27 protein-coding genes are annotated in these 26,695 nt (G+C 61.9%); 15 read left to right on the forward strand and 12 right to left on the reverse strand.

Annotation, left to right across the window (positions count from 1 at the left end; translation table 11 throughout):
• Positions 1 to 67 precede the first annotated feature (67 nt).
• From tdh to BWR18_RS16300, 3 genes are all read right to left on the reverse strand, one after another.
• Positions 68 to 1,093 carry an L-threonine 3-dehydrogenase gene (gene tdh, locus BWR18_RS16290; RefSeq protein WP_216637330.1) on the reverse strand — a complete coding sequence of 342 codons (1,026 nt, stop codon included), beginning with the start codon at positions 1,091 to 1,093 and terminating at the stop codon, positions 68 to 70.
• Between the two features lie 11 nt (positions 1,094 to 1,104).
• Positions 1,105 to 2,289, reverse strand: coding sequence for a glycine C-acetyltransferase (locus BWR18_RS16295; RefSeq protein ID WP_076629497.1), 1,185 nt, complete (start codon positions 2,287 to 2,289; stop codon positions 1,105 to 1,107).
• Positions 2,290 to 2,388: 99 nt separating this feature from the next.
• On the reverse strand, positions 2,389 to 2,949 hold the full coding sequence (locus BWR18_RS16300) for a helix-turn-helix domain-containing protein (protein WP_076629498.1): 561 nt from the start codon (positions 2,947 to 2,949) through the stop codon (positions 2,389 to 2,391).
• A 94-nt stretch (positions 2,950 to 3,043) separates the two neighbouring features.
• Between BWR18_RS16300 and BWR18_RS16305 the strand changes: the two genes are divergently transcribed.
• On the forward strand, positions 3,044 to 4,225 hold the full coding sequence (locus tag BWR18_RS16305; RefSeq protein ID WP_076629499.1) for an acetyl-CoA C-acyltransferase family protein: 1,182 nt from the start codon (positions 3,044 to 3,046) through the stop codon (positions 4,223 to 4,225).
• Between the two features lie 58 nt (positions 4,226 to 4,283).
• Here the strand turns inward: BWR18_RS16305 and ubiB are convergent, their stop codons facing one another.
• Both ubiB and ubiE read right to left on the reverse strand, forming a co-directional pair.
• Entirely contained in the window at positions 4,284 to 5,816 is a 1,533-nt protein-coding gene (gene ubiB, locus BWR18_RS16310; RefSeq protein ID WP_076629500.1) for a 2-polyprenylphenol 6-hydroxylase, read from the reverse strand.
• Positions 5,817 to 5,913: 97 nt separating this feature from the next.
• The gene (ubiE, locus tag BWR18_RS16315) at positions 5,914 to 6,660 is read right to left on the reverse strand and encodes a bifunctional demethylmenaquinone methyltransferase/2-methoxy-6-polyprenyl-1,4-benzoquinol methylase UbiE (RefSeq protein ID WP_076629501.1); all 747 of its coding nucleotides are present in this window, start codon (positions 6,658 to 6,660) and stop codon (positions 5,914 to 5,916) included.
• Positions 6,661 to 6,753: 93 nt separating this feature from the next.
• Here ubiE and mutM point away from each other — a divergent pair, with 93 nt between their 5' ends.
• The gene (gene mutM / locus BWR18_RS16320; protein WP_076629502.1) at positions 6,754 to 7,605 is read left to right on the forward strand and encodes a bifunctional DNA-formamidopyrimidine glycosylase/DNA-(apurinic or apyrimidinic site) lyase; all 852 of its coding nucleotides are present in this window, start codon (positions 6,754 to 6,756) and stop codon (positions 7,603 to 7,605) included.
• Between the two features lie 64 nt (positions 7,606 to 7,669).
• Complete coding sequence (locus BWR18_RS16325) at positions 7,670 to 8,446, forward strand: enoyl-CoA hydratase (protein ID WP_076629503.1); 777 nt, start codon at positions 7,670 to 7,672, stop codon at positions 8,444 to 8,446.
• On the opposite strand, the gene BWR18_RS16330 is transcribed toward BWR18_RS16325, so the two are convergent.
• Both BWR18_RS16330 and BWR18_RS16335 read right to left on the reverse strand, forming a co-directional pair.
• Positions 8,443 to 9,630 carry an adenylate/guanylate cyclase domain-containing protein gene (locus BWR18_RS16330; protein ID WP_172839398.1) on the reverse strand — a complete coding sequence of 396 codons (1,188 nt, stop codon included), beginning with the start codon at positions 9,628 to 9,630 and terminating at the stop codon, positions 8,443 to 8,445. The two genes, BWR18_RS16325 and BWR18_RS16330, sit on opposite strands and share 4 nt — an antisense overlap.
• Positions 9,631 to 9,713: 83 nt before the next feature.
• Positions 9,714 to 9,899 carry a hypothetical protein gene (locus tag BWR18_RS16335; RefSeq protein ID WP_157598810.1) on the reverse strand — a complete coding sequence of 62 codons (186 nt, stop codon included), beginning with the start codon at positions 9,897 to 9,899 and terminating at the stop codon, positions 9,714 to 9,716.
• Positions 9,900 to 10,049: 150 nt separating this feature from the next.
• Between BWR18_RS16335 and rpsT the strand changes: the two genes are divergently transcribed.
• The 9 genes from rpsT (at position 10,050) to BWR18_RS16380 (ending at position 19,529) form a co-directional block, all read left to right on the forward strand.
• The gene (gene rpsT, locus BWR18_RS16340) at positions 10,050 to 10,313 is read left to right on the forward strand and encodes a 30S ribosomal protein S20 (RefSeq protein ID WP_076629506.1); all 264 of its coding nucleotides are present in this window, start codon (positions 10,050 to 10,052) and stop codon (positions 10,311 to 10,313) included.
• Between the two features lie 492 nt (positions 10,314 to 10,805).
• Entirely contained in the window at positions 10,806 to 12,170 is a 1,365-nt protein-coding gene (gene dnaA, locus BWR18_RS16345) for a chromosomal replication initiator protein DnaA (RefSeq protein ID WP_076629507.1), read from the forward strand.
• Between the two features lie 169 nt (positions 12,171 to 12,339).
• Positions 12,340 to 13,458: a DNA polymerase III subunit beta gene (dnaN, locus tag BWR18_RS16350; RefSeq protein WP_076629508.1), complete on the forward strand. Its 1,119-nt coding sequence runs from the start codon at positions 12,340 to 12,342 to the stop codon at positions 13,456 to 13,458.
• Positions 13,459 to 13,511: 53 nt separating this feature from the next.
• Entirely contained in the window at positions 13,512 to 14,612 is a 1,101-nt protein-coding gene (gene recF / locus BWR18_RS16355) for a DNA replication/repair protein RecF (RefSeq protein WP_076629509.1), read from the forward strand.
• Complete coding sequence (locus BWR18_RS16360) at positions 14,609 to 15,229, forward strand: LysE family translocator (protein WP_076629510.1); 621 nt, start codon at positions 14,609 to 14,611, stop codon at positions 15,227 to 15,229. Before recF ends, BWR18_RS16360 begins: the two co-directional genes overlap by 4 nt.
• A gap of 80 nt (positions 15,230 to 15,309) precedes the next feature.
• Positions 15,310 to 17,727 (forward strand): DNA topoisomerase (ATP-hydrolyzing) subunit B, encoded by a 2,418-nt coding sequence (gene gyrB / locus BWR18_RS16365; protein WP_076629511.1) that lies wholly within the window; start codon positions 15,310 to 15,312, stop codon positions 17,725 to 17,727.
• Positions 17,728 to 17,729: 2 nt separating this feature from the next.
• Positions 17,730 to 18,419 (forward strand): nitroreductase family protein, encoded by a 690-nt coding sequence (locus BWR18_RS16370; RefSeq protein WP_076629512.1) that lies wholly within the window; start codon positions 17,730 to 17,732, stop codon positions 18,417 to 18,419.
• Between the two features lie 77 nt (positions 18,420 to 18,496).
• A complete protein-coding gene (locus BWR18_RS16375; RefSeq protein WP_076629513.1) occupies positions 18,497 to 19,021 on the forward strand; it encodes a PRC-barrel domain-containing protein in 525 nt (174 codons plus the stop codon).
• A 166-nt stretch (positions 19,022 to 19,187) separates the two neighbouring features.
• The gene (locus BWR18_RS16380; protein ID WP_076629514.1) at positions 19,188 to 19,529 is read left to right on the forward strand and encodes a DUF2853 family protein; all 342 of its coding nucleotides are present in this window, start codon (positions 19,188 to 19,190) and stop codon (positions 19,527 to 19,529) included.
• Between the two features lie 229 nt (positions 19,530 to 19,758).
• Here BWR18_RS16380 and BWR18_RS16385 read toward each other — a convergent pair whose 3' ends face one another.
• From BWR18_RS16385 to tsaD, 5 genes are read right to left on the reverse strand one after another with little or no spacing between them, the layout of a single operon-like run.
• Positions 19,759 to 20,172, reverse strand: a complete 414-nt coding sequence (locus BWR18_RS16385; protein WP_254684883.1) for a DUF1761 domain-containing protein — start codon at positions 20,170 to 20,172, stop codon at positions 19,759 to 19,761.
• Between the two features lie 50 nt (positions 20,173 to 20,222).
• Positions 20,223 to 20,642, reverse strand: coding sequence for an EVE domain-containing protein (locus BWR18_RS16390; RefSeq protein WP_076629515.1), 420 nt, complete (start codon positions 20,640 to 20,642; stop codon positions 20,223 to 20,225).
• The gene (locus BWR18_RS16395) at positions 20,639 to 20,914 is read right to left on the reverse strand and encodes a YciI family protein (RefSeq protein WP_076629516.1); all 276 of its coding nucleotides are present in this window, start codon (positions 20,912 to 20,914) and stop codon (positions 20,639 to 20,641) included. The genes BWR18_RS16390 and BWR18_RS16395 overlap by 4 nt, the downstream gene beginning before the upstream one ends.
• A 1-nt stretch (position 20,915) precedes the next feature.
• A complete protein-coding gene (locus tag BWR18_RS16400) occupies positions 20,916 to 21,863 on the reverse strand; it encodes an NAD(P)H-dependent glycerol-3-phosphate dehydrogenase (protein WP_076629517.1) in 948 nt (315 codons plus the stop codon).
• Positions 21,860 to 22,954 carry a tRNA (adenosine(37)-N6)-threonylcarbamoyltransferase complex transferase subunit TsaD gene (tsaD, locus tag BWR18_RS16405; RefSeq protein ID WP_076629518.1) on the reverse strand — a complete coding sequence of 365 codons (1,095 nt, stop codon included), beginning with the start codon at positions 22,952 to 22,954 and terminating at the stop codon, positions 21,860 to 21,862. Before tsaD ends, BWR18_RS16400 begins: the two co-directional genes overlap by 4 nt.
• A gap of 86 nt (positions 22,955 to 23,040) precedes the next feature.
• Between tsaD and BWR18_RS16410 the strand changes: the two genes are divergently transcribed.
• From BWR18_RS16410 to BWR18_RS16425, 3 genes are all read left to right on the forward strand, one after another.
• Entirely contained in the window at positions 23,041 to 23,709 is a 669-nt protein-coding gene (locus BWR18_RS16410) for a uroporphyrinogen-III synthase (protein WP_076629519.1), read from the forward strand.
• A gap of 70 nt (positions 23,710 to 23,779) precedes the next feature.
• Positions 23,780 to 25,084 (forward strand): COG4223 family protein, encoded by a 1,305-nt coding sequence (locus BWR18_RS16420; RefSeq protein ID WP_083957740.1) that lies wholly within the window; start codon positions 23,780 to 23,782, stop codon positions 25,082 to 25,084.
• An 11-nt stretch (positions 25,085 to 25,095) separates the two neighbouring features.
• A complete protein-coding gene (locus tag BWR18_RS16425; RefSeq protein ID WP_076629522.1) occupies positions 25,096 to 26,568 on the forward strand; it encodes a heme biosynthesis protein HemY in 1,473 nt (490 codons plus the stop codon).
• The last annotated feature ends 127 nt before the right edge of the window (positions 26,569 to 26,695 follow it).

A 26,695-nucleotide genomic window follows, 5' to 3' on the forward strand; every position in this document is an offset into this window, starting at 1 on the left:
CCAAAACCGCGCCAGATAACGGTCCCAGATCCCACGCAAATCCCCCGGTTAACGCAGCCTACGCCGCTCAGGTCCAATCCAGCACAACCTTCCCTGACGCCCCCGACATCATCGCCGCAAACCCGGCCTCGAACTCCGCCGCCGGGAACCGGTGCGTGATCAACCCGGACACATCCAGCCCATTCTGCAACATCGCAATCATCTTGTACCAGGTCTCGAATATCTCGCGCCCGTAAACGCCCTTGATCGTAATGGCCTTGAACACAATCCGGCTCCAATCCACCGGGCTTTTACCGGGCGGAATCCCAAGCATCGCAATGCGCCCACCCATCGTCATCGCCTCGACCATCTGGTCAAGTGCAGCCTGATTTCCCGACATCTCCAGCCCCACGTCAAATCCCTGAAGCATCCCAAGTTGTCCAATGATTTCAGACAGCTCCCGCTCCGCCACATTCACAGGAACCACATCAGCCACACGAGTGGCGAGGGCCAAACGGTCCGGATTCACATCCGTGATCACCACATGCCGCGCCCCCGCATGCCGGGCCACAGCCGCCGCCATGATCCCGATCGGGCCAGCACCTGTGACCAGCACATCTTCCCCAATCAGATCAAAGGACAAGGCGGTGTGAACCGCATTCCCTAACGGATCCAAAATCGCCCCGATATCATCCGAAATCTCATCCGGCAGCGGCACCACGTTAAACGCAGGCAGGCGCACATACTCGGCAAACGCCCCCTGCTCATTCACTCCGATCCCCCGCGTCGCCGGGTCCAGGTGAAACTTACCCGCCCTGCTCTGACGCGAGGTTGTGCCGATCAAATGCCCCTCTCCAGAGCAGCGCTGACCAAGTGCCAAGTCCTTGACGTTACGCCCCAATTCAACAATCTCTCCGGCGAACTCATGCCCGGTAATCAGCGGCGTCGGCACGGTGTTTGCCGCCCATTCATCCCAATTCCAGATGTGAACATCCGTTCCGCATATCCCGGTCTTCTTCACCCGGATCAGCACATCATCGGGACCAATCTCCGGCACTGGTGCCTCGACCTGCCACAGCCCCTCGCGCGCGTGCGTTTTCTCCAGCGCAATCATCGTGTTACGCATCAGATCACCCCCACCACCTTGCCCGCGACCTCGAACGCGGCAAGCCCGCGATCCAGATCATCACGCGTCAACGCCGCATTCATCTGCGTCCGGATCCGCGCCTGCCCGCGCGGCACGACAGGAAAGAAAAAGCCGGAAACATAGACGCCCTCGTCAAACAACCGCGCCGCCATATCCTGCGCCAACTGCGCCTCGCCCAGCATAACGGGAATGATCGGATGCTCACCAGGCAACAGCTCAAACCCAAGCGATTCCAGTCCCTTACGCCAGTAATCCGCATTGCCCGACAACTGCGCCCGCAGCGTGTCACCCTCCTCAACCAGCCGGATCGCCTCGATCCCAGCCGCGACAATCGACGGCGGCAACGAATTCGAAAAGAGGTAGGGCCGCGCCCGCTGGCGCAGCAGATCAATCACCGGCTGCGGCCCGGCAATGTACCCCCCGATGGACCCGCCCAGCGCCTTGCCCAGGGTGCCGGTCAGGATATCCACATCGACACCGAAATGCGCAGGCGTTCCTGCCCCTTTCGGCCCCATGAAACCCGTGGCGTGACAATCATCCACCATCACAAGCGCACCGAAATTCCGTGCAAGATCAGTGATGTCGGGCAGCTTCGCCAAATAGCCATCCATGGAAAACACACCGTCGGTCGCAACCATGATATGCCGCGCGCCATCCGCCTTGGCCGCGCGCAACTGCTTTTCCAGGCTGTCCATATCGTTGTTGGCATAGCGATAGCGCTTGGCCTTGCAGAGCCGAATGCCGTCAATGATCGACGCGTGGTTCAGCGCGTCCGAAATGATCGCATCCTCAGGCCCTAAAAGCGGCTCGAACAGCCCACCATTGGCATCGAAACAGGCGGCAAACAGAATGGCATCGTCCTTGCCCAAGAACCGCGCCAAACGTTGCTCTAAATCGCGATGCAGATCCTGCGTGCCGCAGATGAACCGGACCGACGCCATGCCGAACCCCTTGGTATCCATTGCATTTTTAGCCGCTTCAATCAGGTCAGGATGGTCAGCAAGGCCGAGGTAGTTGTTCGCGCACAGGTTCAAAACCGCGCGCCCGCCCACCTCGATCTGACCTGCTTGGGGCGACGTGATCTCGCGCTCGCGTTTCAACATCCCGTCGCTCTCGATCTGGGCAAGCGTGTCGGTCACATGGGTCAGAAAGGCGTGGGTCATGTCGATGCTCCTTTGCAGAGGCATCTAACATATCGGACAGTATTCCGGTAGAGTGGATTTCATAATTACGGACAAAAATCCGTTACAGCGGATTTTTGCTCAGGCGTCCTGCACCACAAGGAACGCACGCGCAGGGCGGTCCGCCTCGATCCGGTGCGGGACATCGGCAGCATAGCGGGCCGTGTCGCCCTGCCCCACTTTCTCGGTGGCACCTCCGCTCGTGACCTTCAATTTGCCATCAATCACGGTCAGATGCTCGCGCGCGCCGCGGGCGTGTGGCTGGCTGTCCAGCACGCCGCCTTCGTTGAACCGCAACTCGTACACCTCGTGCCGCCCCGCCTCTTCCGGCGGGCTGAGAATGCGAATGGTACAGCCCGCGCCGCGGTTTTCGATGCTGGGCACGTCAGCGGTGCGCAGCACCTCAATCTGTTCGGCGGCGCCGTCGTCCAGCAAGCCGGCAAAATCCACCTGAAGCGCCCGCGTCAGGTTCCACAGCGTCGCGATGGTGGGCGAGGATTCGCCCCGCTCGATCTGGCTGACCATCGACCGGGACACGCCGGACAATTTCGCCACTGCATCCAGCGAAAGGCCCTGTGCCCGCCGCGCCTCTTTCAGGCGCGTGGGCAGCAGCGACAATATAGCGTCATCATTCTCCGTCATACCGGAGTGATGCCAATGCCGTCACGTCGAAGTCAAGCACGGGGTGACATGACCGCAACCCGTTGTCATATCAGTCCCAAACGGAGGAGACACCATGACCCAAGACATCGTCATTCTGGACGGCGCCCGCACCGCCATAGGCACATTCGGCGGATCGCTGGCCGGGACTACACCCATCGACCTCGGTACCACCGCCGCCAAGGCAGCGCTAGAACGGTCCGGGGTCGAGGGCGGCCAGATCGGGCATGTTGCCTTTGGCCATGTGATCAATACCGAACCCCGCGACATGTATCTGTCCCGCGTCGCCGCGATGCAGGCAGGCGTGCCCGACACGACCCCGGCCATGAACGTGAACCGTTTGTGCGGCTCTGGCGTGCAGGCGATTGTGAGCGTGATTCAGTCTCTAATGCTGGGCGATGCGGAGTTTGGCCTGGCTGGCGGGGCGGAGAACATGTCGCGCTCGCCCTTCATCATCCCCTCGCAGCGTTGGGGGGCAAAGATGGGCGACGTCAAGACACTCGACATGATGCTGGGCGCGTTGAACTGCCCCTTCGGCACCGGCCATATGGGTATCACGGCCGAGAATGTCGCCGCCGAGCACCAGATCACACGCGAGGACCAGGACCGCTTTGCAATGCAAAGCCAAGAGCGTGCTGCCGCCGCCATCGCCGCCGGGCGTTTCGCCAGCCAGATCACGCCGGTCGAGGTAAAGGTGAAGCGCGACGTCGTCGCGTTCGAGGTGGATGAGCACCCCAAGGCCACCAACATGGACGCGCTTGGTGGGCTGCGCCCTGTGTTCCAAAAGGACGGATCGGTCACGGCAGGCAACGCCTCGGGCATCAATGACGGCGCAGCCGCTGTTGTTCTAGCCACGGCAGATGCAGCCGAAAAGGCCGGTCTAAAACCGAAGGCGCGCGTGCTTGGCTACGCCCACGCGGGCGTCCGGCCAGAGGTAATGGGCATCGGCCCGATCCCTGCGGTGCGCAATCTGCTGGATCGCACCGGTTTGTCGCCCAGCGATTTCGACGTGATCGAATCGAACGAGGCCTTTGCCGCGCAAGCGCTCGCTGTTTCCAACGACCTGGGCCTTGATCCGGCGCGCGTAAACCCCAACGGTGGTGCCATTGCGCTTGGCCATCCGGTTGGGGCGACCGGTGCCATCATCACTGTGAAGGCCTTGTACGAGCTGGAGCGCATCGGCGGGTCAAAGGCGCTTATCACCATGTGCATCGGGGGTGGTCAGGGGATTGCGTTGGCGATTGAACGGATGGCTTGAGGCTGGCGTTGACTGGGGCTCTGCCCCAGACCCCGTGGTATTTCCGGTCAGAAGAAGACTAAGCCAGTACTTCGATGAGGAGCGTGAGGCCGCCCCCGGCCAGAAGCCCAATGACGCCAGCCAGTGTGATCCACCGCCAGAATCCGTTGCGTTTCGGCGGCTGTGGGTTGGACTGCGCGATCAGGGCCTGCTCAACGAGCCGGGGCAGGCGCGGACCGAAGCGGGTGAGAACGCGCGCCGTCTTGTAAAGGTCGTTGACCACGGCGCGGGGGCCGATGGATTTCTGGATGTAGTCGGTGACGACGGGTGACGCGACCTGCCAGATGTTGATGTTGGGGTTAAGCGAGCGCGCGACCCCTTCGACCACGACCATGGTGCGTTGCAGCAGGATCAGCTCGGTCCGGGTTTCCATACCGAACCGTTCGGTGACTTCGAAGAGGTAGGCCAGCAGCCGCGCCATCGAGATTTTGGAAGCGTCCATGCCAAAGATCGGCTCGCCCACGGCGCGCAGAGCGCGGGCAAACTCATCGACATCCTTGTCGGCGGGCACATAGCCTGCCTCGAAATGGACCTCGGCCACGCGCTTGAAATCCTTGCGGATGAAGCCGAAAAGGATCTCGGCATAGACGCGGCGGGTGTATTCGTCGATATGCCCCATGATCCCGAAATCGTAGGCGATGATGTCGCCATTGGCCGCCACCTTGAGGTTGCCCTGGTGCATGTCGGCGTGGAAATACCCGTCGCGCAAAGCGTGCAGCAGGAACAGCCTGAGTACCCGTTCGCTGAGGTCGACGCGATCGTGTCCCGCTGTGTCGATGGCAATGTTGTCGCCCATCGGCACGCCGTCGGCCCATTCGAGGGTCATCACGCGGCGGCCTGAGAATTCCCACCTGATCTTGGGCAGTTTGAACCCCTCGTCCTTTTCCGTGTTGGCGGCAAATTCACCGGCGGCAGAGGATTCTAGGCGCAGGTCCAGCTCACCCTGCACAACGCCGTCGAAGTGTTTGATGACATCAACGGGTCTGAGCCGGCGCGCACTGGGGGCGAACAGCTCGACAATCGAGGCGGCAAAATAGAAGGCGTCGATGTCCTTCTGGAACGCCTTCTCGACACCGGGGCGCAGGACCTTGACGGCGACGAACTTGTCCTCTTGGGCCAGCTTGGCCTTGTGAACCTGCGCGATGGAGGCAGCGGCGACGGGTTCGCTGAATTCAGAGAACAGCGCGTCCGTGGGCATGCCCAATTCGCGCTCGACCTCGGCCTTTGCCTGATCGACGGAAAACGGGGGCAGCTTGTCTTGGAGCACGCGCAGCTGCACCGCGAGTTCGTCACCGACGACATCGGGGCGGGTCGACAGGATCTGGCCGAACTTGATGTAGGCGGGGCCCAGCGCTGTGATCGCGCGGATGGCAGGGGGCATGGTGGGATCACCCTTGTACCCCAGCCAGCGGAAGGGTTTCGCGAGCGCCTTGGCGACGAAGCGCAGCGCTGGCGGGGCCTCGAACGCGTCGAGGACGACGTTCATCGCGCCGGCCCGTTCCAGCGTGGCGCCGGTGCGGATCAGGCGGATGATGTTGTGGGGGCCCTTCATGGGGTTGTCCCCGCGGGGACAAACGGACAATTCTGCAGTGTTCCCGCAGGGACACTTGCGCTTAACGCACTCTTAACCACAATATATTGAAAAATCATCAGATTTTCCACCCGGAATGCAGGCAGGCGATGCCCATCGACAGGTTGCGGTACTTCGCATTCTCGAACCCGGCGGCGCGGACCATGGACAGGAACGTGTCCTGATCGGGGAATTTGCGGATGCTTTCGACTAGGTACTGGTAGCTGTCGCGGTCCCCGGCGATCATCTGGCCCATGCGCGGGATCACGTTGAAGCTGTAAAGGTCATAGAGTTTTTGCATGCCGTCATTCGGCAGCTGGCTGAATTCCAGCACCATCAGGCGGCCACCGGGCTTGAGCACGCGGAACGCCTCGTTCAGTGCCTCCTGCGGACGGGTCACGTTCCGGATGCCAAAGCTGATCGTGTAGACATCAAAGGTGTTGTCGTCGAAGGGCAGGGCCATCGCGTCGCCGACCACCCAGTCGAGGCTGTCCTGCATCGCCGCTGCCTCGGCCCGTTTGCGCCCCTCGACCAGCATCGGCTCGGTCAGGTCCAGCACGGTGGCGTGGCCATGGCCCGCGCGTTTGAGGAACTTGAACGAGATGTCGCCGGTGCCGCCCGCCACATCGAGCAGCTGTTGACCTGCGCGGGGCGCCAGCCAATCCATCATCGCTTCTTTCCAGATGCGGTGGATGCCGACACTCATCACGTCGTTCATAATGTCGTATTTGGAGGCGACCGAGCCGAACACACCCCGCACGCGCCCGGCCTTTTCGTCCTCTGGGACGGTTTCAAACCCGAAATGCGTGGTCTTGTCGTCGGTCATGGGCGGGGGCGTCTTTCTGTTTTCTCAGGCCTTGTTATAGGCCGCTGGTGGGCATACACAACGTGACCCTTTCGTCGCAGGAGTCTGCCTTCCATGCCCGAACTGCCCGAAGTTGAGACCGTCCGTCGGGGCCTTGCCCCCACGATGGAGGGCGCCGTGATTGCCCAGGCGGATGTGAACCGGCCCGATCTGCGGTGGCCGTTTCCTGCTGGTATGGCGGAGCGGTTGAGCGGGCAGCAGGTGCTGGGGCTGCGGCGGCGGTCGAAATATATCTTGGCGGATCTGGCGTCGGGCGAGACGTTGTTGATCCACCTGGGCATGTCAGGGCGGATGCTTGTCTCGGGTGATCCACTGGGGCAGTTCGTGCATGAGCATCCGATGCCCGAAAAACATGACCATGTGGTGCTGCACATGGACAACGGGGCGCGCATCACCTTCAATGATCCGCGGCGCTTTGGGGCGATGGACTTGATGGAGACGGCGACGGCAGACCAGCACAAGCTGTTGGCGGTGCTGGGGCCGGAGCCCTTGGGCAATGCATTCAACGAAGATCACCTGATCGCCGCCTTTGACGGCAAGAACACGCCGGTCAAATCCGCGCTGCTGGATCAGAGAATCGTCGCGGGATTGGGCAATATCTATGTCTGCGAGGCGCTTTATCGGGCGGGTATCTCGCCCACCCGCAAGGCCGGCAGAATCGCGCCGCGGCGCGTCGGTGCCCTTGTCCCGATCATCCGCGATGTTCTGGCAGAGGCGATCGAGGCAGGCGGATCAAGCTTGCGCGATTTCCGGCAAGCCGATGGAGAGCTTGGATATTTCCAGCATCGGTTCGATGTTTATGGGCGCGAAGGGGAACCTTGTCGCACGCCCGGATGTTCCAGGGACGTGGTGCGGATCGTGCAGTCGGGGCGGTCGTCTTTCTACTGCAGGTCGTGCCAATCTTGACTTGAAACGCGGCGTGCCCGTGTTAACCCTGACCCCTTGAACCGCAACTGATGAAAGCGAACCCATGGCCTATGAGACGATCATCGTCGACGTGGAAGACCATATTGCAAAGGTTACACTGAACCGGCCGGATGCGCTGAATGCACTGAACGATCAATTGCTGTCCGAATTGTCTGATGCCATGGCTGGCTGCCAGACCAATGACAAGGTGCGCTGCATCGTCATCATCGGGTCGGAAAAGGCGTTTGCCGCCGGTGCCGACATCGCGATGATGAAGGACAAGTCGTTTACCGAGGTATTCACCGAGGATCTGTTTGGCCCAGAGACCGACGCCATTGTGCGCGTCCGCAAGCCTGTCATCGCGGCCGTGTCCGGCTATGCGCTGGGCGGCGGGTGCGAGTTGGCGATGATGTGTGATTTCATCATTGCGTCCGATACCGCGAAGTTCGGTCAGCCCGAGATCAACCTCGGCGTGATGGCCGGCATTGGCGGCACGCAGCGTCTGACCCGCGCCGTGGGCAAGGCCAAGGCGATGGACATGAACCTGACGGGTCGTTTCATGGACGCCGAAGAGGCCGAGCGATCCGGCCTTGTCAGCCGCGTGGTGCCCGCCAAAAAGCTGATGGATGAGGCGATGGGAGCGGCAGAAAAAATCGCCGAGAAGTCGATGATTTCGGTCATGGCGGTGAAGGAAGCGGTGAACCGGTCCTTCGAGATGCCGCTGCGTGAGGGGCTGTTGTTCGAACGCCGCGTGTTCCATTCGCTGTTCGCGACCGAGGACCAGAAGGAAGGCATGGCCGCCTTCCTTGAAAAGCGCGAGGCGCAGTTCCGGGATCGTTAGGTCAGCCCATAGCCGGACAGATCGACCGTATCGTCCAGACCGCGCAATGTGTGCGTGCCCAGCGGGGTGGCCGGTTGGGTGCAGGATTTAGTGAAATCCGATGTGCCGATGATATGTGTTTCGAGCGTACGCGTCAGCGCCTCGCATCGGCAGGCGACCGCGACAGCGAGGCCAGTGGCGGTGTAGTCGAGCCGGTCTGATGTGCCGACATTGCCATACACCACCTCACCCACATGCAGGGCCACGCCGAATGACGGGCCGTTCTGGCACTTGGCCGCGCGCGCATAGGCGTCGCGGGCAGACGACAGCGCCGCAGTGCACATCGCCTCGACCGGGCGCAGGTCGGCGTCGATGGGAAAGATGGCGAGCACCCCGTCGCCCACGAATTTCAGAACTTCACCACCGTGATCCTGCACCGCCCCCGCGACGCAATCGAAATACTGATTCACTGCCGCGAGATAATCATCCTGCGCCAGTTCTTGAGACAGCCGTGTCGAGCCGCGCATGTCGCTGAAAAATAGAACGCAGTTGATCGTTTCGCCCATACCCCGCGCGCTTTGGCCATCCAGCACTTTCTTGCCCGCGCCGCGGCCCAGATAGGTTTCCAGCAAAACCTGCGCCAGATACATCTCGGTCGACATACGGACATGTATAAAAAGAGGTTTGATCAGCTTCTCGATGTTTGCGATTTCGGTGGCCGAGAATCCGGTGACGCGGTTGGTGCAAATCGACAAGGCCGCCCCGACGGGATATTCGCTGTCGCTGTAATCAACTGCCTCGCGGACGAGGTGGCCCCAGGCGGCATAGTCCGTGGCACCTTCGGCAGCAAGTCGGGCAAAGACCGCAAAGCGTTCGACGTGTTTCGGGTTGGTCAGGTCGGCGCGCATGTGTTTGTCATGCCCCAGGGCCAGCCGTGCAAACGGGGTTGGTGCGCCGGTGGAAATCTCAACGATCCTGTCGCGCGGGATGGTTGTCACGGTGATCCGGTTGCTGCGCGCCGTCCAGGTAAGGTCATAGGCGCCGATCACCGGATGCAGAATGGTGCGGCCAATGACAAAGCGGGACAGAGGTATGCCCAGTTTGATCAGCCGGTCGATCAACTGTTCCACCGTCTCTTCAAGGTCCGCCCCTTCGAGGGCGCGGTCCGTCAGCCAATTCGCAATCTTGTCAAATACGTCCGGCATCCGAAAACCCTTAACCAATGCCACGATCATTGCGATTGTGGCTTAGGGCACAAGGGATTTCGGTCTGCGTGTGTTGCGGACAGTTAGGTCTGGTTCGCGCCTCTGAGCTGGCGAATCGTGGCGCGTATCCGTTGCCAGTCTTCCGCTTCCGTCTGATTGCCCGCTTGCGCGGCGGCGCGAGCGTGCTGGGCGGCGTGGGCTTCGGCCTTGTCGCCATGCGCGCGGTAGAGCGCACGGGCGTGCTGAACAGTGGCCATTGGTTGGGTCATGTCGTCCTCCGGTGGCAGCTGAGTGGGGGCATCATAGCACATCCGGGGCAGGTGTGCAGGATTGGCTGCGGGGCCGTTGACTCTGATCCGCAAACCGCCTACGTGCACGGCTTCTGAAACTACCGCACCAATAGATTGGGACGAGATAACATGGCAAATTCGCCTCAGGCCAAGAAGCGGGCCCGTCAAAACGAAAAACGCTTCCAAGTGAACAAGGCGCGTCGCTCGCGCATCCGGACGCATCTGCGCAAGGTCGAAGAGGCAATCGCCTCGGGTGACAAGGACGCGGCAACGGCCGCATTGAAAGTCGCACAGCCCGAGCTGATGCGCGGTGTGACCAAGGGTGTCTACCACAAGAATACGGCATCGCGGAAAATGTCCCGCCTGTCCGCGCGGGTCAAAGCGCTGGGTTAAACCGCGCTCTCCGTGCAACACCGAAAGCGTCGCAATTTTGCGGCGCTTTTTTTGTTTTCCCTATGAAAACAAGGCATGCGCAGATTCTTTTCGGCGGATTCCTGAGTCAAGTTTTACTTTGTCTGGACTGCCTGCTCACGAACTTGCTACCCCTATTCTGCGATTTGGAATCGCCTTGGGGGGACAGGCCAAGCACAGCGTTCGCACTGTATGCACGTGGTGGTTGGATAGGGGATGGCTTGCGTAGTCTGATCCGATTTGGAGCATGCGTTTCGACGCTTGTCCGACCTGTCATATAATTTGGTGTGCGGACGGCACGTGCGGAAAACCCGATACTTTCGGGCACGGCGCGCGCCACATCTGTAGATATCCGAACGGATCAAAACCACGCCGTTGGCAGTGGCATGGCTTTGGTCGCCCTGAGATTTGAGACGGGCTGGCGAAATGTGAATCGCCGGTGGTAAAAATGGCAGAAGGGATGGTTGGACGCGCATGACACAAGAAAAATGGGGACAGCTGAGACAACGGCTGCTCAAGACAGTAGGCCAGAACAACTATACAACATGGATCGAGCCCTTGCAGTTTCGGGGTCTGCAAGACGGGATAGCCACCTTTGATGTGCCCACGAACTTCATGGGCAACTATGTCAGCCAGAATTTTTCGGACCTGATCCTGCACGAGCTGAAAGCCGAGGATGACAGCATCCGCCGCCTCAGCTTTGCTGTCGCTGCCAATTCAGGTGCCCGACCGTCTGCCGTGGATGCGCCCACGGCCCAGCGCGTCATGCCCGCAGCCGGAAAATCGGCGCAGTCCGCACTGACCGCCGCCCCGCTGGACAAGCGGTTTACCTTTGACAGCTTCGTGGTCGGCAAGCCAAACGAACTGGCCCATGCCGCAGCCAAGCGCGTGGCCGAGGGTGGTCCCGTGACCTTCAACCCGCTGTTTCTGTACGGTGGCGTAGGTCTGGGCAAGACGCACCTCATGCACGCCATTGCATGGGAGTTGCAGACCCGCCGCCCGGACCTGAATGTCCTGTACCTGTCTGCCGAGCAGTTCATGTACCGCTTTGTCCAAGCGTTGCGCGACCGCAAGATGATGGACTTCAAGGAGATGTTCCGGTCGGTCGATGTGCTGATGGTCGATGATGTGCAGTTCATCGCGGGCAAGGACAGCACGCAGGAAGAATTCTTTCACACCTTCAACGCGCTGGTAGACCAGAACAAGCAGATCATCATCAGCGCCGATCGTGCGCCGGGCGAGATCAAGGACCTGGAAGAGCGTGTGAAGTCCCGCCTGCAATGCGGGCTGGTCGTGGATCTGCACCCGACCGACTACGAACTGCGCCTGGGCATTCTGCAGTCCAAGGTCGAGCAGCAGATGGAGACCTATCCCGACCTGCGCGTCGAGGATGGCGTGCTGGAGTTTCTGGCCCACCGCATCTCGACCAATGTGCGCGTGCTTGAGGGGGCGTTGACCCGTCTCTTCGCCTTTGCGTCTCTCGTGGGCCGCAAGATCGACATGGACCTGACGCAGGATTGTCTGGCCGACGTGCTGCGCGCGTCCGAGCGCAAGATCACGGTCGAGGAAATCCAGCGCAAGGTGTCGGAGCACTACAACATCCGCCTGAGCGACATGATCGGCCCCAAGCGTCTGCGCGCCTATGCCCGGCCCCGTCAGGTGGCGATGTATCTGGCCAAACAGCTGACATCCCGCAGCCTGCCCGAGATCGGGCGCCGCTTTGGCGGTCGCGACCACACCACTGTCATGCACGGGGTGAAGCGGATCGAAGAGCTGAAGCAATCCGATGGTCAGATTGCCGAGGATCTGGAGCTGCTGCGCCGGTCGCTCGAGGCCTGAACCTGCCGCAATTGAATCACAGGGGGCGTCCATTGGGCGCCCTTTTTCGTTTTCGGCGCCCCCTTGTCTTGACGTCGGTGCCTGCCCGCCCGACAAGCAATAAAATGCTTGTGAAGTGCTGTGGTTGGGCTAGGCTGCCCGTCCCGGTGCCAAGGTGGGGAGACGGACCATGAAGATCAGTGTCGAACGCGGTGTGCTGCTGAAAGCGGTGAGCCAGGCCCAGTCCGTGGTCGAGCGTCGCAACACCATTCCGATCCTCGCGAATGTGCTGATCGAAGCCGAAGGATCCGACGTGACCTTCCGCGCCACGGACCTGGACATCGAGGTGGTGGACAAGGCGCCCGCGCAAGTGGAGCGGGCGGGATCAACCACGGTGGCCGCGACCACCCTGCACGAGATTGTGCGCAAGCTGCCCGATGGCGCGCTTGTCACGCTGACCGCCGACACCGCCGCGGGGCGGTTGACGGTGGATGCAGGCCGGTCGAACTTTTCACTGGCGACGCTGCCCAAGGAAGATTTTCCGGTCATGGCGTCGTCGGAATACGCCTCGAACTTCTCGGTCGACGCACCGAAGCTGCGGCGGTTGTTCGACAAGTCGAAATTTGCCATCTCAACCGAAGAAACACGGTATTATCTGAACGGCGTCTACATGCACATCGCCGATGGCGATGATGGCAAGGCGCTGCGCTGTGTGGCGACCGACGGCCACCGGCTGGCCCGGATCGACAGTGATCTGCCCGAAGGGGCGGCCGACATGCCCGGCGTGATCGTGCCGCGCAAGACCGTCGGCGAGCTGCGCAAGCTGCTGGACGATGATGACATGAAGATCGCCGTGTCCGTGTCCGAAACCAAGGTGCGCTTTGCGACCCCGGACATCACGCTGACATCGAAGGTGATTGACGGGACGTTCCCCGACTACACGCGCGTGATCCCCGTCGGCAACACCCGCAAGCTGGAAGTCGATGCCAGCGATTTTGCCAAGGCCGTGGACCGGGTCGCCACAGTGTCGTCTGAACGGTCTCGTGCGGTAAAGCTGCAATTGGACGAGGATCGGTTGATCCTTTCCGTGAATGCGCCCGACAGCGGCGCGGCCGAAGAAGAGCTGGCCGTCGCTTATGGCGACGAGCGGCTGGAGATCGGGTTCAACGCCAAGTATCTGCTTGAGATTGCAAGCCAGGTGGACCGCGAAAACGCTGTCTTTATGTTCAATTCGTCCGGCGATCCAACGCTGATGCGGGAAGGCACCGACCAATCGGCGGTCTATGTCGTCATGCCGATGCGCGTCTGAGATTTCGTGCCTCCGGCGGTGGTATTTTTGGTCAGAAGAAACGAGGGGCAGGGGTGACACTGTCCCTTTCTTCTTTGACGGCGTCTCATTTCCGCTCGCACAAGGTGGCCCGGTTGGAGGTGGACGCTCGGCCGGTTGCGATTTTTGGACCCAATGGCGCGGGCAAGACGAACATCCTTGAGGCCGTGTCGTTGTTTTCGCCGGGGCGTGGACTGCGCCGGTCGTCAGCCGAGGACATGACGCGACGGCCCGAGGCCCTGGGCTGGAAGCTGTCTGGGGTCTTGCGGTCGCTGGAACAGGTGCATGAGGTTGAAACCTGGTCCGAGAGTGGCGCAGCCCGGCAGGTGAAGATTGACGGTAAGGCCGCTGCACAGACCGCGCTGGGGCGCATTGCGCGGGTGTTGTGGCTTGTCCCGTCCATGGACCGGCTGTGGATCGAAGGGGCCGAGGGGCGGCGGCGGTTTCTGGACCGCATGACGCTGAGCTTTATCCCCGATCATGCGCAGGTGTCTCTGGAGTATGAAAAGGCGATGCGCGAGCGGAACCGGCTCTTGAAGGACATGGTGCGGGATGCCCATTGGTACGCCGCCCTTGAAACGCGCATGGCCGAAACCGGTGCCGCTATACATGCCAATCGATTGCGGGCTTTGACAGAGTTGGCAGAGGCGCAAGCCGGGGCGCAGACCGCATTTCCTGCCGCCGATCTGACGTTGGAACCCGGTGAGTTGGGAATGCCCGAGACGGTCGAGGATGTGCGCGATGCCTTGGCGGATAGCCGCGGCCGCGACCTGGCGGCGGGGCGGACGTTGATCGGGCCGCATCGGGCAGATTTATACGGTGTCTATGCGACAAAGGATGTTCCCGCCAAGGAGTGTTCGACGGGCGAGCAGAAGGCGTTGCTCGTCTCCTTGATCCTCGCCAATGCGCGGGCGCTTGCGCGGGATTTCGGGGCGCCGCCGCTGTTGTTGCTGGACGAGGTCGCCGCCCATCTGGATGCGGATCGGCGCGCAGCGCTTTACGACGAGATCTGCGCGCTGGGGGCGCAGGCCTGGATGACCGGCACGGAGACGGCGCTGTTTGACAGCCTGGGCGACCGGGCACAATACATCGAAGTGCGCGAAACCGCTGGCACAAGCGACGTGCTTCAACAGTGACGCTCAGCCCCTGGGACATCGCGCTTTATGCAGGCGCGCTGGCGGTGCTGTTTCTGACGCCGGGACCGGTATGGGTGGGCCTGATCGCGCGCAGCCTGTCGGGCGGGTTTCATGCCGCCTGGCCGCTGGCGCTGGGTGTGGTGGTCGGCGATGTGCTGTGGTCGCTGCTCGCCATCTTCGGGATCACGTGGATCCTGTCGGTCTATGGCGGGTTTCTTGAGACACTGAAATGGGTGGCTGCCGGTATCTTCCTGCTGATGGGCGCCCTCGTCATCCGCAGCGCGGACAAGAGCATCGGCACCGACAACCGCCTCACCCGACCGGGCATGTGGGCGGGGTTTCTGGCGGGCCTGGCCGTGATCCTGGGCAACCCCAAGGCGATCCTGTTCTACATGGGAATGTTGCCCGGCTTTTTCGATCTGACGCGGCTGACAGCGTGGGATGTGGCGGTGATTGTGGGATTGTCGATGGTGGTTCCGCTCGCTGGCAATCTGGTCATGGCACTGTTTATCGACCGGGCGCGGCGGCTCATGACTTCGCCCCGCAGCTTGCGGCGGATGAACCTGATTGCAGGCGGTTTGCTGATCTGCGTTGGCCTCATCATCCCCCTGACCTGACACACAAAATCTTGTGTCAGTTGCGTGACAAACCCTGTGGGAAACGGTATATTTTGGGCAACCACTCAAGGGGCCCATAAATGGCAGATAACGAGCAAACCCCCGAAGATTACGGCGCGGATTCCATCAAGGTTCTCAAGGGCTTGGAAGCTGTACGCAAGCGTCCGGGGATGTATATCGGCGACACCGACGATGGCAGCGGCCTGCACCACATGGTGTACGAGGTCGTGGACAACGGAATTGATGAGGCGCTGGCCGGTCATGCGGACGCCGTGACCGTCACGATCCACGCGGATTCCAGCGTATCGGTCAGCGACAACGGGCGCGGGATTCCGGTGGGCATTCACGAGGAAGAAGGCGTGTCAGCGGCCGAGGTCATCATGACCCAACTACACGCGGGCGGGAAGTTCGACTCGAACTCCTACAAGGTGTCGGGCGGCCTGCACGGCGTGGGTGTGTCGGTGGTGAACGCCCTGTCGGTCGAGCTGGACCTGCGCATCTGGCGCGATGGCAAGGAACACGTCGCGCGCTTTGCCCATGGTGACACGGTTGAGCATCTGAAGGTGGTCGGCGACGCGGATGGACGCACCGGAACCGAGGTGCGCTTCCTTGCCTCGACCGAGACGTTTTCAAACCTCGAATACTCGTTCGACACGCTGGAAAAGCGCCTGCGCGAGCTGGCCTTCCTGAACTCGGGTGTGCGGATCATTCTGGTGGACGAACGGCCTGTCGAACACCTGCGGTCCGAACTGTTCTACGAGGGGGGCGTCAGGGAGTTCGTGAAGTACCTCGACCGGTCCAAATCCTCTGTCATGCCCGAGCCGATCTTTATCACCGGTGAACGGGACGAGATCGGGGTCGAGGTCGCGATGTGGTGGAACGACAGCTACCATGAAAACGTCCTGCCCTTCACCAACAACATCCCCCAACGCGACGGCGGCACGCATATGGCGGGCTTTCGCGGCGCGCTGACCCGCACGATCAACAACTATGCCCAGACCAGCGGCATCGCGAAGAAGGAAAAGGTGAACTTCACCGGCGACGATGCGCGCGAGGGGCTGACCTGTGTGCTGTCGGTCAAGGTGCCGGACCCCAAGTTCAGCTCCCAGACCAAGGACAAGCTGGTATCCTCCGAAGTGCGCCCGGCAGTCGAAGGGCTGGTGAACGAAAAGCTGGCCGAATGGTTCGAGGAAAACCCGAACGAGGCGCGGATCATCGTCGGCAAGATCATCGAAGCCGCGTTGGCCCGTGAGGCGGCGCGCAAGGCCCGCGAACTGACCCGCCGCAAGAACCCGATGGATATGAATTTCCTCAGCTCCAAGCTGAAGGATTGTTCGGACAAGAACCCCGCCAACACCGAAATCTTCCTGGTCGAGGGTGACAGCGCCGGGGGCTCTGCCCAGACCGGTCGTGACCGGAAAACGCAGGCCATTCTGCCGCTCAAGGGTAAGATCCTGAACGTCGAACGCGCGCGTTTTGACCGGATGCTGAGCAGCCAGGAAATCGGCAACATGGTCATGGCGCTTGGCACCGGCATTGGCCGGGACGAGTTCGACATCTCCAAGCTGCGCTACCACAAGATCGTCATCATGACCGACGCGGACGTGGACGGCGCGCACATCCGCACGCTGCTTTTGACCTTCTTCTACCGCCAGATGCCCGAACTGATCGAGGGCGGTTACCTCTACATTGCGCAACCACCGCTTTACAAAGTCGCCCGCGGCAAATCCGAGGTGTACCTCAAGGACGAGGCCGAGATGCAGGACTACTTGATCCAGCAGGGCATCGAAGGGGCCATGCTGCGGCAGGGCAATGGCGAGGAAATCGTGGGCCAGGATCTGGTCCGCGTCGTCGATGACGCGCGCCAGCTAAAGCGGGTACTGCAAGCCTTCCCCACCCACTATCCCCGCCACATTCTTGAACAGGCGGCCATTGCGGGCGCCTTTGTGCCCGGCGCCGTCGATGGCGACCTGCAAGGCGTCGCCGACAAGGTGGCGGAACGGCTGAACCTGATCGCGCTGGAATGGGAACGCGGCTGGCAGGGCCGGATCACGCAGGACAAGGGCGTGCGGCTGGCGCGCATCCTGCGCGGCGTTGAAGAGGTGCGTACGCTCGATGGGCCCATGTTGCGGTCGGGCGAGGCGCGCAAGACCGGGTCGTTCACCCAAGGGCTGCAAGATGTCTACGGCACCCCCGCCACCCTGATCCGCAAGGACCGGGTGCAGGCGATCATGGGGCCGATGGACCTGCTCGACGCGATCCTCGAGGAAGGCGAGCGCGGCCTGTCGCTGCAACGCTACAAGGGTCTGGGCGAGATGAACCCGGACCAGCTGTGGGAAACCACGCTGGACCCCGATGCACGCACGCTGCTGCAAGTGCGGGTCGAGGACATGGCCGAGGCCGACGATCTGTTCACCAAGCTGATGGGCGACGTGGTCGAACCGCGCCGCGAGTTCATCCAGCAAAATGCGCTGAGCGTGGAAAACCTGGATTTCTGACCGTGTTCTCCAAGGACAAGCTGGAATACAGCCAACTGCCTCTGCCGGACCGGCAAGATCTCGATGATGCAGAGATGCTGAAACGCGTTGATGCGTTTCGCGACTTCATGGCCCAGCGGCATACGGTGCGCGACTATTCCACCCGCCCTGTGGCCCAAGGAGTGATCGAGGCCTGCGTCGCCGCCGCGGGCACGGCCCCGTCCGGAGCCAATCACCAGCCCTGGCACTTTGTCGCCATCAGCAATCCCGCGATCAAACGGCAGATTCGCGAGGCGGCGGAAGAAGAAGAGCGCAAGTTCTACGACGGCGGTGCCAGCGACGAGTGGATCAAGGCGCTGGAGCCCATCGGGACCAACGCCGACAAGCCCCACCTTGAGGACGCGCCCTGGCTGATCGTGGTGTTTGCCCAGCGCTACGGCCTGTTTGACGATGGCACGCGGTACAAGAATTATTACGTCCCCGAAAGCGTCGGCATTGCCACGGGCATATTGCTGACGGCCCTGCACACGGCCGGGCTGGTCACGCTGACGCATACGCCGAACCCGATGAGGTTCCTTGGTGATCTGCTGAACCGGCCCGACAGTGAAAAGGCAACGATGATCATCGCCGTCGGCCATGCGGCAGAGGATGCCACGGTGCCAGCCGTGGCCAAGATCAAGAAGCCGTTGAACGAAATCCTTTCGATACGCTGATCGAATAAGTGCGCGCCGGGCGGGAACCGTTGCGGGGTTCGCCCGTTAACCCTCCGAAGCAACCATTGGAGGACGTTATGACACTGAAATCATTGAAAATGTCGGCCGCTCTGGCCGCAATTCTGGCTGCCGGTTCCGCATATGCCGGGACCTATGAGAACAAGGCCGAGGACATGGCCGAGACCACAACGCAAAGCGATGCAGTCCCGTCGGCTGACACAGCCGAAGACATGCCCGTGACCGCGGAAACCGAAGCGCCGACCGCACCTGTGACTGACACAGGCATGGCCGCAGCCACGACCGAAATGACGGTGGCCGATCTGTTGGGCATGAATGTCGTGTCCGCAAATGACGAGGTTATTGGCGAGATCGACTATGTCGTGAATTCCCTTGACGGCCAAGCGGCTGTCATCGGCATCGGCGGCTTCCTTGGCCTGGGTGAGTACACTGTGGCAATCGACGTGAGCGAGTTCGAAATGACCGAGGACGAGCAGTTGAAGCTGTCGCAGTACACCGAGACCGAGCTTGAGGCGCTGCCGGAGTTTGACGAGACCGGCGTCGAAAGCCTGCCGGATGAAACACAGATCGAAGCGCAATTCTAAAGCGCGTGCGATCGCTGAAAGAGAAGGGGGCTGCGGCCCCCTTTTTTATTTTTCGCCTACGGGGAAAACGTGTCAACTTTTTCCTTTGTTTTGGCACGTTTGCTGCACTACGCTCCCGTCCAAGGTCGCGAAGGGCGGCCAAAGTCCAAACGGTGGGAGAGAGAATATGGGCAAAAGAGACGATCTGATCGCGCAATATGCAGATGATCTGAAAAACAAGTGCGGCATGACACCGGACATGGATTTGCTGACGAAGGTGACGATTGGCTGCGGCCCATCCATCTATGACGCAGACGCGTCCACCGTCGCATCCAGCCAGCCGGCTGAGTTGGAAACCGTCAAGAACAATTTCCTGATCAAGAAGCTGGGCCTCGCGGACGGCCCGAAGCTGGACGAGGCGATCGCATCGGTTATCGAGACCTATGGCAAGTCCGAGCGCAACAAATACCGCGCCGTCGTCTACTACATGCTGACCAAGCATTTCGGCAAGGAAGGCGTCTACGCCTGATTTCCGCCGTTGCAGCATTAACGAACCGGACACCCGCTTTAAGCGGGTGTTTCTTTTTTGGGTCCAATCAGACGGACTATGAAATTGAGATTTCCGGGCCGATCTGCTACGCCATGGCATATCCGACCAGAAGGTCAGACCCGATATTCTGTTGACGTACGGTGGCCCATGGGAGTGCGCGCCGGGGTGAAACGGGGGTTCTGACCAAGGCGGGTCAGAACCCCTTTTTTCAGAACAGCGTCAGAACCGCACCGATGACCGTACACCCGAACGTGGCGTACCCGCCATCAATCATCGCCAGGCGAAACGGCCGCGCGCCAAAGGCATAAAAGGTCGCGATCCACGGCGTGACAAGGAACAGTCCGATGCCGAAACCGGACACCAGCCCTTCGCCAAACGCATCTATCCCGCTCAGGACAAAGACGTGGCGCATCATGCCCGCAACCAGGATCGCACCAACGGCACTTGTGATATACGGCACCGGATTGGATTGATTGGCGGGCGCATCCCCCGCCTCGTTCAACGGGACGCCCGACACCGCCATCCATGGCTTGGCCAGCACCGTGTACCAGATCGCCCCAAACATGAACCCGGCGACACCTGCCGCCAAAACCGCTAAAAACCCCATCTGTCCCTCCGTCATTGGCTATTGGTACGGCCAGCTTGCCAGAGGATGGGCAAAATCCAAAACGCTTACGGCGCAACACCCGCCATCTCGCAGACCACGGCCCATTCGGCTTCGGTCACGGGCTGCACCGACAGGCGCGAGTTACGGATCAGCGCCATCTCTTCCAACCGGGGGTCAGCCTTCACCATCTCAAGCGTCACCGGCGTCTGCACAGGGCCAATCGCCTTGATGTCCACGCACTCCCAGCGATCGTCATCAATGGTGCTGTCAGGATGCGCCTCGGCGATCACCTCGACAATACCGACAACCGCCTTTTCCGTCTGCGAATGGTAAAAGAACCCGCGATCCCCCACCTGCATCTCACGCATGAAATTGCGCGCCTGGTAGTTGCGGACGCCGTCCCATTCTTCGCCGACGTCCCCCTTTGCGACCTGCTGATCCCAGCTCCAGGTCGACGGTTCGGATTTGAACAACCAGTACCTCATGCCCCGATCACCTGTTTCCACGCCTTGATCTGCACATCGCGGAACAGGCCCGCCTTGGCATAGGGGTCATTGTCGGCCCAGCTTTGGGCCGCGTCCATATCAGCCACATCCAGAACAATCAGCGACCCACAGGGATTGCCATCCGCGTCCAGAAATGGCCCCGCCTGTTTCACGACGCCCGTGCTGTCCAGATAGTCCAGATGCGCGGGCCGATTCTCCTTCCGCACGTCCAGCGCGCCCTCCTTGTCATAAGCCATCAAGGCAAACAGCATCTCATTCCTCCTTCAGCGGGCGGGCCATCAAACGGGCCATCGCACCCGGTACATCGACTTTGTCATCCACAAGGTCTGCGACCGTGGCGCAAATGGGCAGGTCCAAACCATGCCGGGCGGCCACACCGCGCAGGGCCCGCGCCGTCCCGGCACCTTCGACCGTCACGGCCGCATCAAATTCCCTTCCCGCCCCAAGGGCAAGGCCCAGCCGGTAGTTGCGTGACTTGTCCGATGTGCAGGTCAGCGTCAGATCGCCCAGACCCGACAGGCCCATCAACGTCTCGGCCTGCGCGCCCAGCGCCACGGCAACGCGCTGCATCTCGGCAAATCCACGGGTCAGAAGGGCCGCACGGGCGCTGTCACCCAGACCGGCACCCATGACCGCGCCGCACCCGATGGCGATCACGTTTTTCAGCGCGCCACCCAGCTCTGCTCCGGTCACATCCGCCGTGCGATAAAGGCGCAATTTTGACGTGGAAAGCTGCGTTTGCAGCGCCTCTGCCACCGTGTTGTCAGCGCAGGCCAGCGTAAGCGCGGTGGGCAATCCCCGCGCAATGTCATCGGCAAAGCTGGGCCCGGTCAGGACCGCGGCATGTCGCGCTTCGGATAGGATGGACGTCGGACCGTCACCTGTCGTAACCTCGATCCCCTTGCAGCAGGCAACTGCCGTGTGATCGGACAAATCCAATCCAATCACGAAACGACGCAACCGTTGCGTCGGCACGGCAAACAACAGGGTGCGGCACGTCAAAACAGTCTCTAACTTGGACGTAACAGCGATGTTGCCCGGCAGTTCCACACCGGGCAAACGACGCGTGTTTTGCCGCGTATCCGCCATCTCGACTGCCTGTTGGTCGCTCCGCGCCCGCAGGGTCACGGGCCCCTTCTCAGCCAATGCGACGGCCAGCGCCGTCCCGAACGCACCCGCACCGATGATGCCGACACTCACGCCTTGGCCCCCTTTTTGCCGGATCCCAGCATCGCCGCGCTTTTGGTATCAAGCGGCATACGCGGGCGGGCGGACAGGTCCATGCCATCAGGATCGCGGTAGGGCATCTGTTCGATGGCGGCGGCGGCAATCATCGCAGCGTTGTCAGTGCACAGGGACAGCGGTGGCGCGTTGAAGGCAACGCCCGCATCGGCACAAACAGTCTCTAACTTGGACCGAATGGCCATATTTGCAGCCACACCGCCCGCAACGCAAAGCGTGGGCTGCGCCGGTTCAAGGTCGAGGTAAACCTCCAAAGCCCGCCGCGTCTTGCCCGCCAGACTGTCCGAAACAGCCGCCTGAAACGAGGCGGCAAGGTCCGCCTGATCCTGCACCGTCAGACCCGCTTGCCCGGCCACAATGTCGTCGCGCGCCCGCAAAACGGCTGTTTTCAACCCGGAAAAGCTCAGATCGCACCCCGCCTTGCCCGACAACGGGCGCGGAAAGGCAAAGCGCGCCGCGTCGCCCGCACGTGCGGCCGTCTCGACCGCCGGACCACCTGGCTGGCCCAGACCGATCAGCCGCGCCACCTTGTCAAACGCCTCTCCCGGCGCGTCGTCGATGGTGCCGCCAAGCCGGGTGAAATCGTCGGGACCATGGGCCAGCAGGAACTGGCAATGCCCGCCAGACACCAGCAACATCAGATAAGGAAACGAAATGCCATCCGACAGGCGCGGCGTCAGCGCGTGCCCGGCAAGGTGGTTGATCCCATAGAGCGGTTTGCCGGTCGCGGCCGCCAGCCCCTTGGCCGTCATCACGCCAGCGACCACGCCACCGATCAGACCCGGACCACACGTGGCAGCAATGGCATCGACACCGCTCAGGGACACGCCCGCTGCGTCCAACGCGCGGGCAATGCTGACATCCAGGCGCTCTGCATGGGCGCGGGCCGCGATCTCTGGCACGACGCCGCCGAAATCGACATGCAGGTCGGATTGACCGAACACGACCGACGACAGCACCGTCATATCGCCGGGCACGCCACGCACCACAGCCGCCGCCGTATCATCGCAGCTGCTCTCGATCCCCAGAACTGTCACGGCTTGCGTCATGGCCCATCCGTTGCACCAAAGGCGCGTGCGGGGTAACAGCATAAGCCGTGGCGAACAATGCACCTCCTCCTCCGGTCACCCTGTTGATGACCCGCCCGCTGGCCGCAGCGCAACGCTTCGTCCAGGAGATGCCAGCAGATCTGGCACCGCGGGTCACGCCCGTCTTCAGCCCGCTCTTGCGGATCGACCCGATGGCAGAGGCGCCGTCGCTCGCCCCGGACGTGGTGGTCATCTTTTCATCGGCAAACGCCGTGCAATATGGACCGGACGGGGCCGGGCGCGCGGCCTATTGCGTTGGGGCACGGACAACGGCGCAAGCAAACGCACGCGGATGGTCGGCGCAGATGGCGGGGCAGGACGCGGATGCGCTTGTGACCCAAATTGCGGGACATCCTCCCAATGTGGTGCTGGTACACATGCGCGGTCGTCACACGCGCGGCGATATCGCCAACCGTTTGCGCGCAGCCGGTCACCCCGTGACCGAGGCGATTGTCTATGATCAGGTGCTGCAACCGCTTAACGAAGCGGCACAGGCCGCGCTGATCGGGGGTGACGCGACGATTGTCCCACTTTTCTCTCCCCGCACGGCGTTGGAATTTGCCAAACAGGCCCCACGCGCCACATGCGTCCATGTGATCGCACTCAGCGGGGCGGTGGCAAAGGCGGCGCATCCTCTCACCGTGCACGATTTGGCAGCACGCCCAGATGCCGCTGCGATGTATGATGCGATCCGGCAGGCCATCAGTGCGGGTTGAGAGGCGCGTGGGCGCGCTGTAGACTTTGACGCGGTGTCAAACCGCACGGAAGAATCGGAAGGGGAGTTCCTTGGCCAAACGCAAAAGTCCGGATAAGGGGCCCCAGACAGACACGGAAGCAGACGCCACAGACACTGCTGATCCGAAGACCGAGACGGAAACGGGCAGCACAGAGGTGTCCGCGGACGTTGCTGCAACAGAGATCATCGACCTGGAAGCGGAAGAGGTCGATCCAAAAACCGCAACCGATGCGCCCGATGCGCAGGACGAACCCATAATTCAGCCTGAGCCTGAGCCTGAGCCTGAGCCTGAGCCTGAGCCTGAGCCTGAGCCTGAGCCTGAGCCTGAGCCTGAGCCTGAGCCTGAGCCTGAGCCTGAGCCTGAGCCTGAGCCTGAGCCTGAAAATGTGCCGGCGCCTCCGCCGCCGCAACCCCAACCCGAACGGCGCAGCGCCTTGCCGCTGGTCTTTGCTGGCATAATCACCGCATTGGCGGGCTTCATCGCCGGGCGGACCGACATCCTCGACCCGATCTTTCCGCCCCGCCTATCCGCAGACCCGGAACGGGTGGCAGAACTGAACGACACGGTGACGGACCTGACCGCGCGCCTGGAACAGACAACGGCAGACCTAGCCGCCTTGCAAACGCAGGTGCAGGACCAACCAACAGCCGCGCCCGCCGACCTCGGGCCACTGGAACAGCAGCTCACCGCTTTGACAGAGCGCTTAGACGAGCTGGCAGACCAGCCTGCCCCGACTGCCGTCGTCCCGGACGAAGCGATTGACGCCGCACTGGCGGACCTGCGTGCAACCGCAACCGCACAACAGGAAGAAATCGACCGCCTGCTCGCCGATGCGCGACTGGCCAGTGAAAACGCCGAAATCGCAGCCTCTGCCACGCTCGCACGCGCTGCAATGAACCGGGTGATGGCCGCCGTGGACAATGGCGGGCCGTTTGCGGCGGCGCTGGGTGATCTGGAACAGGCCGGTGTCTCGGACATTCCGGAGGTTCTGCGCAGCGCGGCCGCCGACGGCGTTCAACCCCTGTCAGACCTGCAAACGGCCGTGCCAGATGCGGCGCGCGACGCGCTTGCAGCGGCGCGGCAGGCGGATGGGTCCGGCGGCCTTGGCGCCTTCTTCGAACGGCAACTGGGCACTCGGTCGATCCTGCCGCAAGAGGGGTCAGACCCCGACGCCGTCCTGTCACGTGTCGAAGCGGCAACACGCGATGGCCGCCTGGGCGACGCGTTGGCCGAAGCGGACGCGCTGCCGGACGCGGCAAAGGCGGCCCTCGGGCCTTGGTTGGAACAGGCGCAACTGCGTCACGACGCGGTCACGGCCGCAAACGCATTGGCTGAACGCCTGTCGGCACTCTGAAGGGGCCTTTTATGATCTGGTCATTGGTAAAAATCGTCATTTTCGTTGTCGCGGTCGCGGCACTGGCCCTGGGCGCCGGGTGGCTTCTGGAAAGCGAGGGCGGCATTCAGATTGTCGTGGCGGGCACCGAATTCACGCTCGGACCCTTGCAATCGGTCATTGCGCTTGTTGCGCTTGTCTTTGCCGTGTGGGTGCTGCTCAAGCTGCTGGGCCTGTTGATTGCCGTCTGGCATTTCCTGAACGGCGACGACACGGCCATCTCGCGCTTTTTCGCGCGCCGCAAGTATTCCAAGGGCTTCGATGCGCTGGCCGAAGGGATGATGGCGCTCGCCTCGGGTGAGGCACGGACCGCGCTGGCCAAGGCGGAAAAGGCCGACCGCTACCTGGACCGGCCCGAACTGACCAGCCTGCTGACGGCACAGGCCGCCGAAATGGCCGGCGACCGCAAAAAAGCAGAAGAAACATATCGCAAACTGGTGACGAACGATGCCACGCGCTTTGTCGGCGTGCGGGGCATCATGAAACAAAAGCTGGCGGACGGGGACACCGACACCGCCCTGCAACTGGCGGAAAAGGCGTTCGCCATCAAACCCAAGCATGAAGAGACGCAGGACATCCTGCTGAAACTTCAAGCGGACAAGGAAGACTGGACAGGTGCCCGCGCGACCCTCAGCGCCAAACTGAAACACGGCAACCTGCCCCGCGACGTGCACAAGCGCCGGGACGCCGTGCTGGCGCTGAGCGAGGCGCGCAAAGTGCTGGAAGAGGATGAAACGATCGAGGCGCGCGAAGCCGCGATCGAAGCAAACCGCCTGTCCCCGGACCTGATCCCCGCGGCCGTGATGGCTGCGCAAGGCTACATCGAAAAAGGCCAGAAACGGTACGCCACCCGCATCCTGAAAAAGGCGTGGGATGCCCAGCCGCACCCGGACGTCGCCGCCGCCTTTGCCGGGATTGAACCGAACGAAGGGTCGGCCGAACGGCTCAAGCGCTTTGCAGCGTTGACCAAGACCACCGCAGACCATGCTGAAACCAAGATGCTGATGAGTGAACTGCACATCGCAGATGAGGATTTCCCGGCAGCCCGCCGTGCGCTTGGCGGCCTCGCGCAAAGCGATCCGACAACACGCTCACTGACGCTGATGGCCGCCATTGAACGGGGCGAGGGCGCAAGCGACGCTGTCGTTCAGGGCTGGTTGGCCCGCGCCGTGACGGCGTCGCGCGGTCCGCAATGGGTCTGTGACAACTGCCAAAACATCATGACGGCGTGGGCACCGACCTGCAGCAACTGCGGCGCCTTTGACACGCTGACGTGGAAACGGCCACCAAACGCGGAACTTGCGCTTCCCGGTGGCAGTGAAATGCTGCCCCTCCTGGTCGGCGCGCCAGAGGGCACAAAGGACGAAAACGAAGGTGCGGTGGTCGAAGAGGCCAACGTGATCGAGGCCGAGGATATGGGGAACCCAACCGTCAAAAACACTTGATTTTGCGGTTTGTCCCTATTGTCATTGGGCAACGCTTTGGGCGATTGACCGCCCGTGTATGAAAAATTTGTGTGTACCACCGCTATTTCCGGCTAGACCATTTTTAAACATGACGCCCCAACAGGCT

The sequence above is a fragment of the Tateyamaria omphalii genome, from assembly GCF_001969365.1.
Classification (GTDB): domain Bacteria; phylum Pseudomonadota; class Alphaproteobacteria; order Rhodobacterales; family Rhodobacteraceae; genus Tateyamaria; species Tateyamaria omphalii_A.

Bases quoted from the DNA above. Each gene is read 5' to 3' on its own strand.
- tdh (WP_216637330.1), bottom strand. From the start codon at position 1,093: ATGATTGCGCTGGAGAAAACGCACGCGCGCGAGGGGCTGTGGCAGGTC.
- BWR18_RS16295 (WP_076629497.1), bottom strand. From the start codon at position 2,289: ATGACCCACGCCTTTCTGACCCATGTGACCGACACGCTTGCCCAGATC.
- BWR18_RS16300 (WP_076629498.1), bottom strand. From the start codon at position 2,949: ATGACGGAGAATGATGACGCTATATTGTCGCTGCTGCCCACGCGCCTG.
- BWR18_RS16305 (WP_076629499.1), top strand. From the start codon at position 3,044: ATGACCCAAGACATCGTCATTCTGGACGGCGCCCGCACCGCCATAGGC.
- ubiB (WP_076629500.1), bottom strand. From the start codon at position 5,816: ATGAAGGGCCCCCACAACATCATCCGCCTGATCCGCACCGGCGCCACG.
- ubiE (WP_076629501.1), bottom strand. From the start codon at position 6,660: ATGACCGACGACAAGACCACGCATTTCGGGTTTGAAACCGTCCCAGAG.
- mutM (WP_076629502.1), top strand. From the start codon at position 6,754: ATGCCCGAACTGCCCGAAGTTGAGACCGTCCGTCGGGGCCTTGCCCCC.
- BWR18_RS16325 (WP_076629503.1), top strand. From the start codon at position 7,670: ATGGCCTATGAGACGATCATCGTCGACGTGGAAGACCATATTGCAAAG.
- BWR18_RS16330 (WP_172839398.1), bottom strand. From the start codon at position 9,630: ATGCCGGACGTATTTGACAAGATTGCGAATTGGCTGACGGACCGCGCC.
- BWR18_RS16335 (WP_157598810.1), bottom strand. From the start codon at position 9,899: ATGACCCAACCAATGGCCACTGTTCAGCACGCCCGTGCGCTCTACCGC.
- rpsT (WP_076629506.1), top strand. From the start codon at position 10,050: ATGGCAAATTCGCCTCAGGCCAAGAAGCGGGCCCGTCAAAACGAAAAA.
- dnaA (WP_076629507.1), top strand. From the start codon at position 10,806: ATGACACAAGAAAAATGGGGACAGCTGAGACAACGGCTGCTCAAGACA.
- dnaN (WP_076629508.1), top strand. From the start codon at position 12,340: ATGAAGATCAGTGTCGAACGCGGTGTGCTGCTGAAAGCGGTGAGCCAG.
- gyrB (WP_076629511.1), top strand. From the start codon at position 15,310: ATGGCAGATAACGAGCAAACCCCCGAAGATTACGGCGCGGATTCCATC.
- BWR18_RS16375 (WP_076629513.1), top strand. From the start codon at position 18,497: ATGACACTGAAATCATTGAAAATGTCGGCCGCTCTGGCCGCAATTCTG.
- BWR18_RS16380 (WP_076629514.1), top strand. From the start codon at position 19,188: ATGGGCAAAAGAGACGATCTGATCGCGCAATATGCAGATGATCTGAAA.
- BWR18_RS16385 (WP_254684883.1), bottom strand. From the start codon at position 20,172: ATGACGGAGGGACAGATGGGGTTTTTAGCGGTTTTGGCGGCAGGTGTC.
- BWR18_RS16390 (WP_076629515.1), bottom strand. From the start codon at position 20,642: ATGAGGTACTGGTTGTTCAAATCCGAACCGTCGACCTGGAGCTGGGAT.
- BWR18_RS16395 (WP_076629516.1), bottom strand. From the start codon at position 20,914: ATGCTGTTTGCCTTGATGGCTTATGACAAGGAGGGCGCGCTGGACGTG.
- tsaD (WP_076629518.1), bottom strand. From the start codon at position 22,954: ATGACGCAAGCCGTGACAGTTCTGGGGATCGAGAGCAGCTGCGATGAT.
- BWR18_RS16410 (WP_076629519.1), top strand. From the start codon at position 23,041: ATGACCCGCCCGCTGGCCGCAGCGCAACGCTTCGTCCAGGAGATGCCA.
- BWR18_RS16425 (WP_076629522.1), top strand. From the start codon at position 25,096: ATGATCTGGTCATTGGTAAAAATCGTCATTTTCGTTGTCGCGGTCGCG.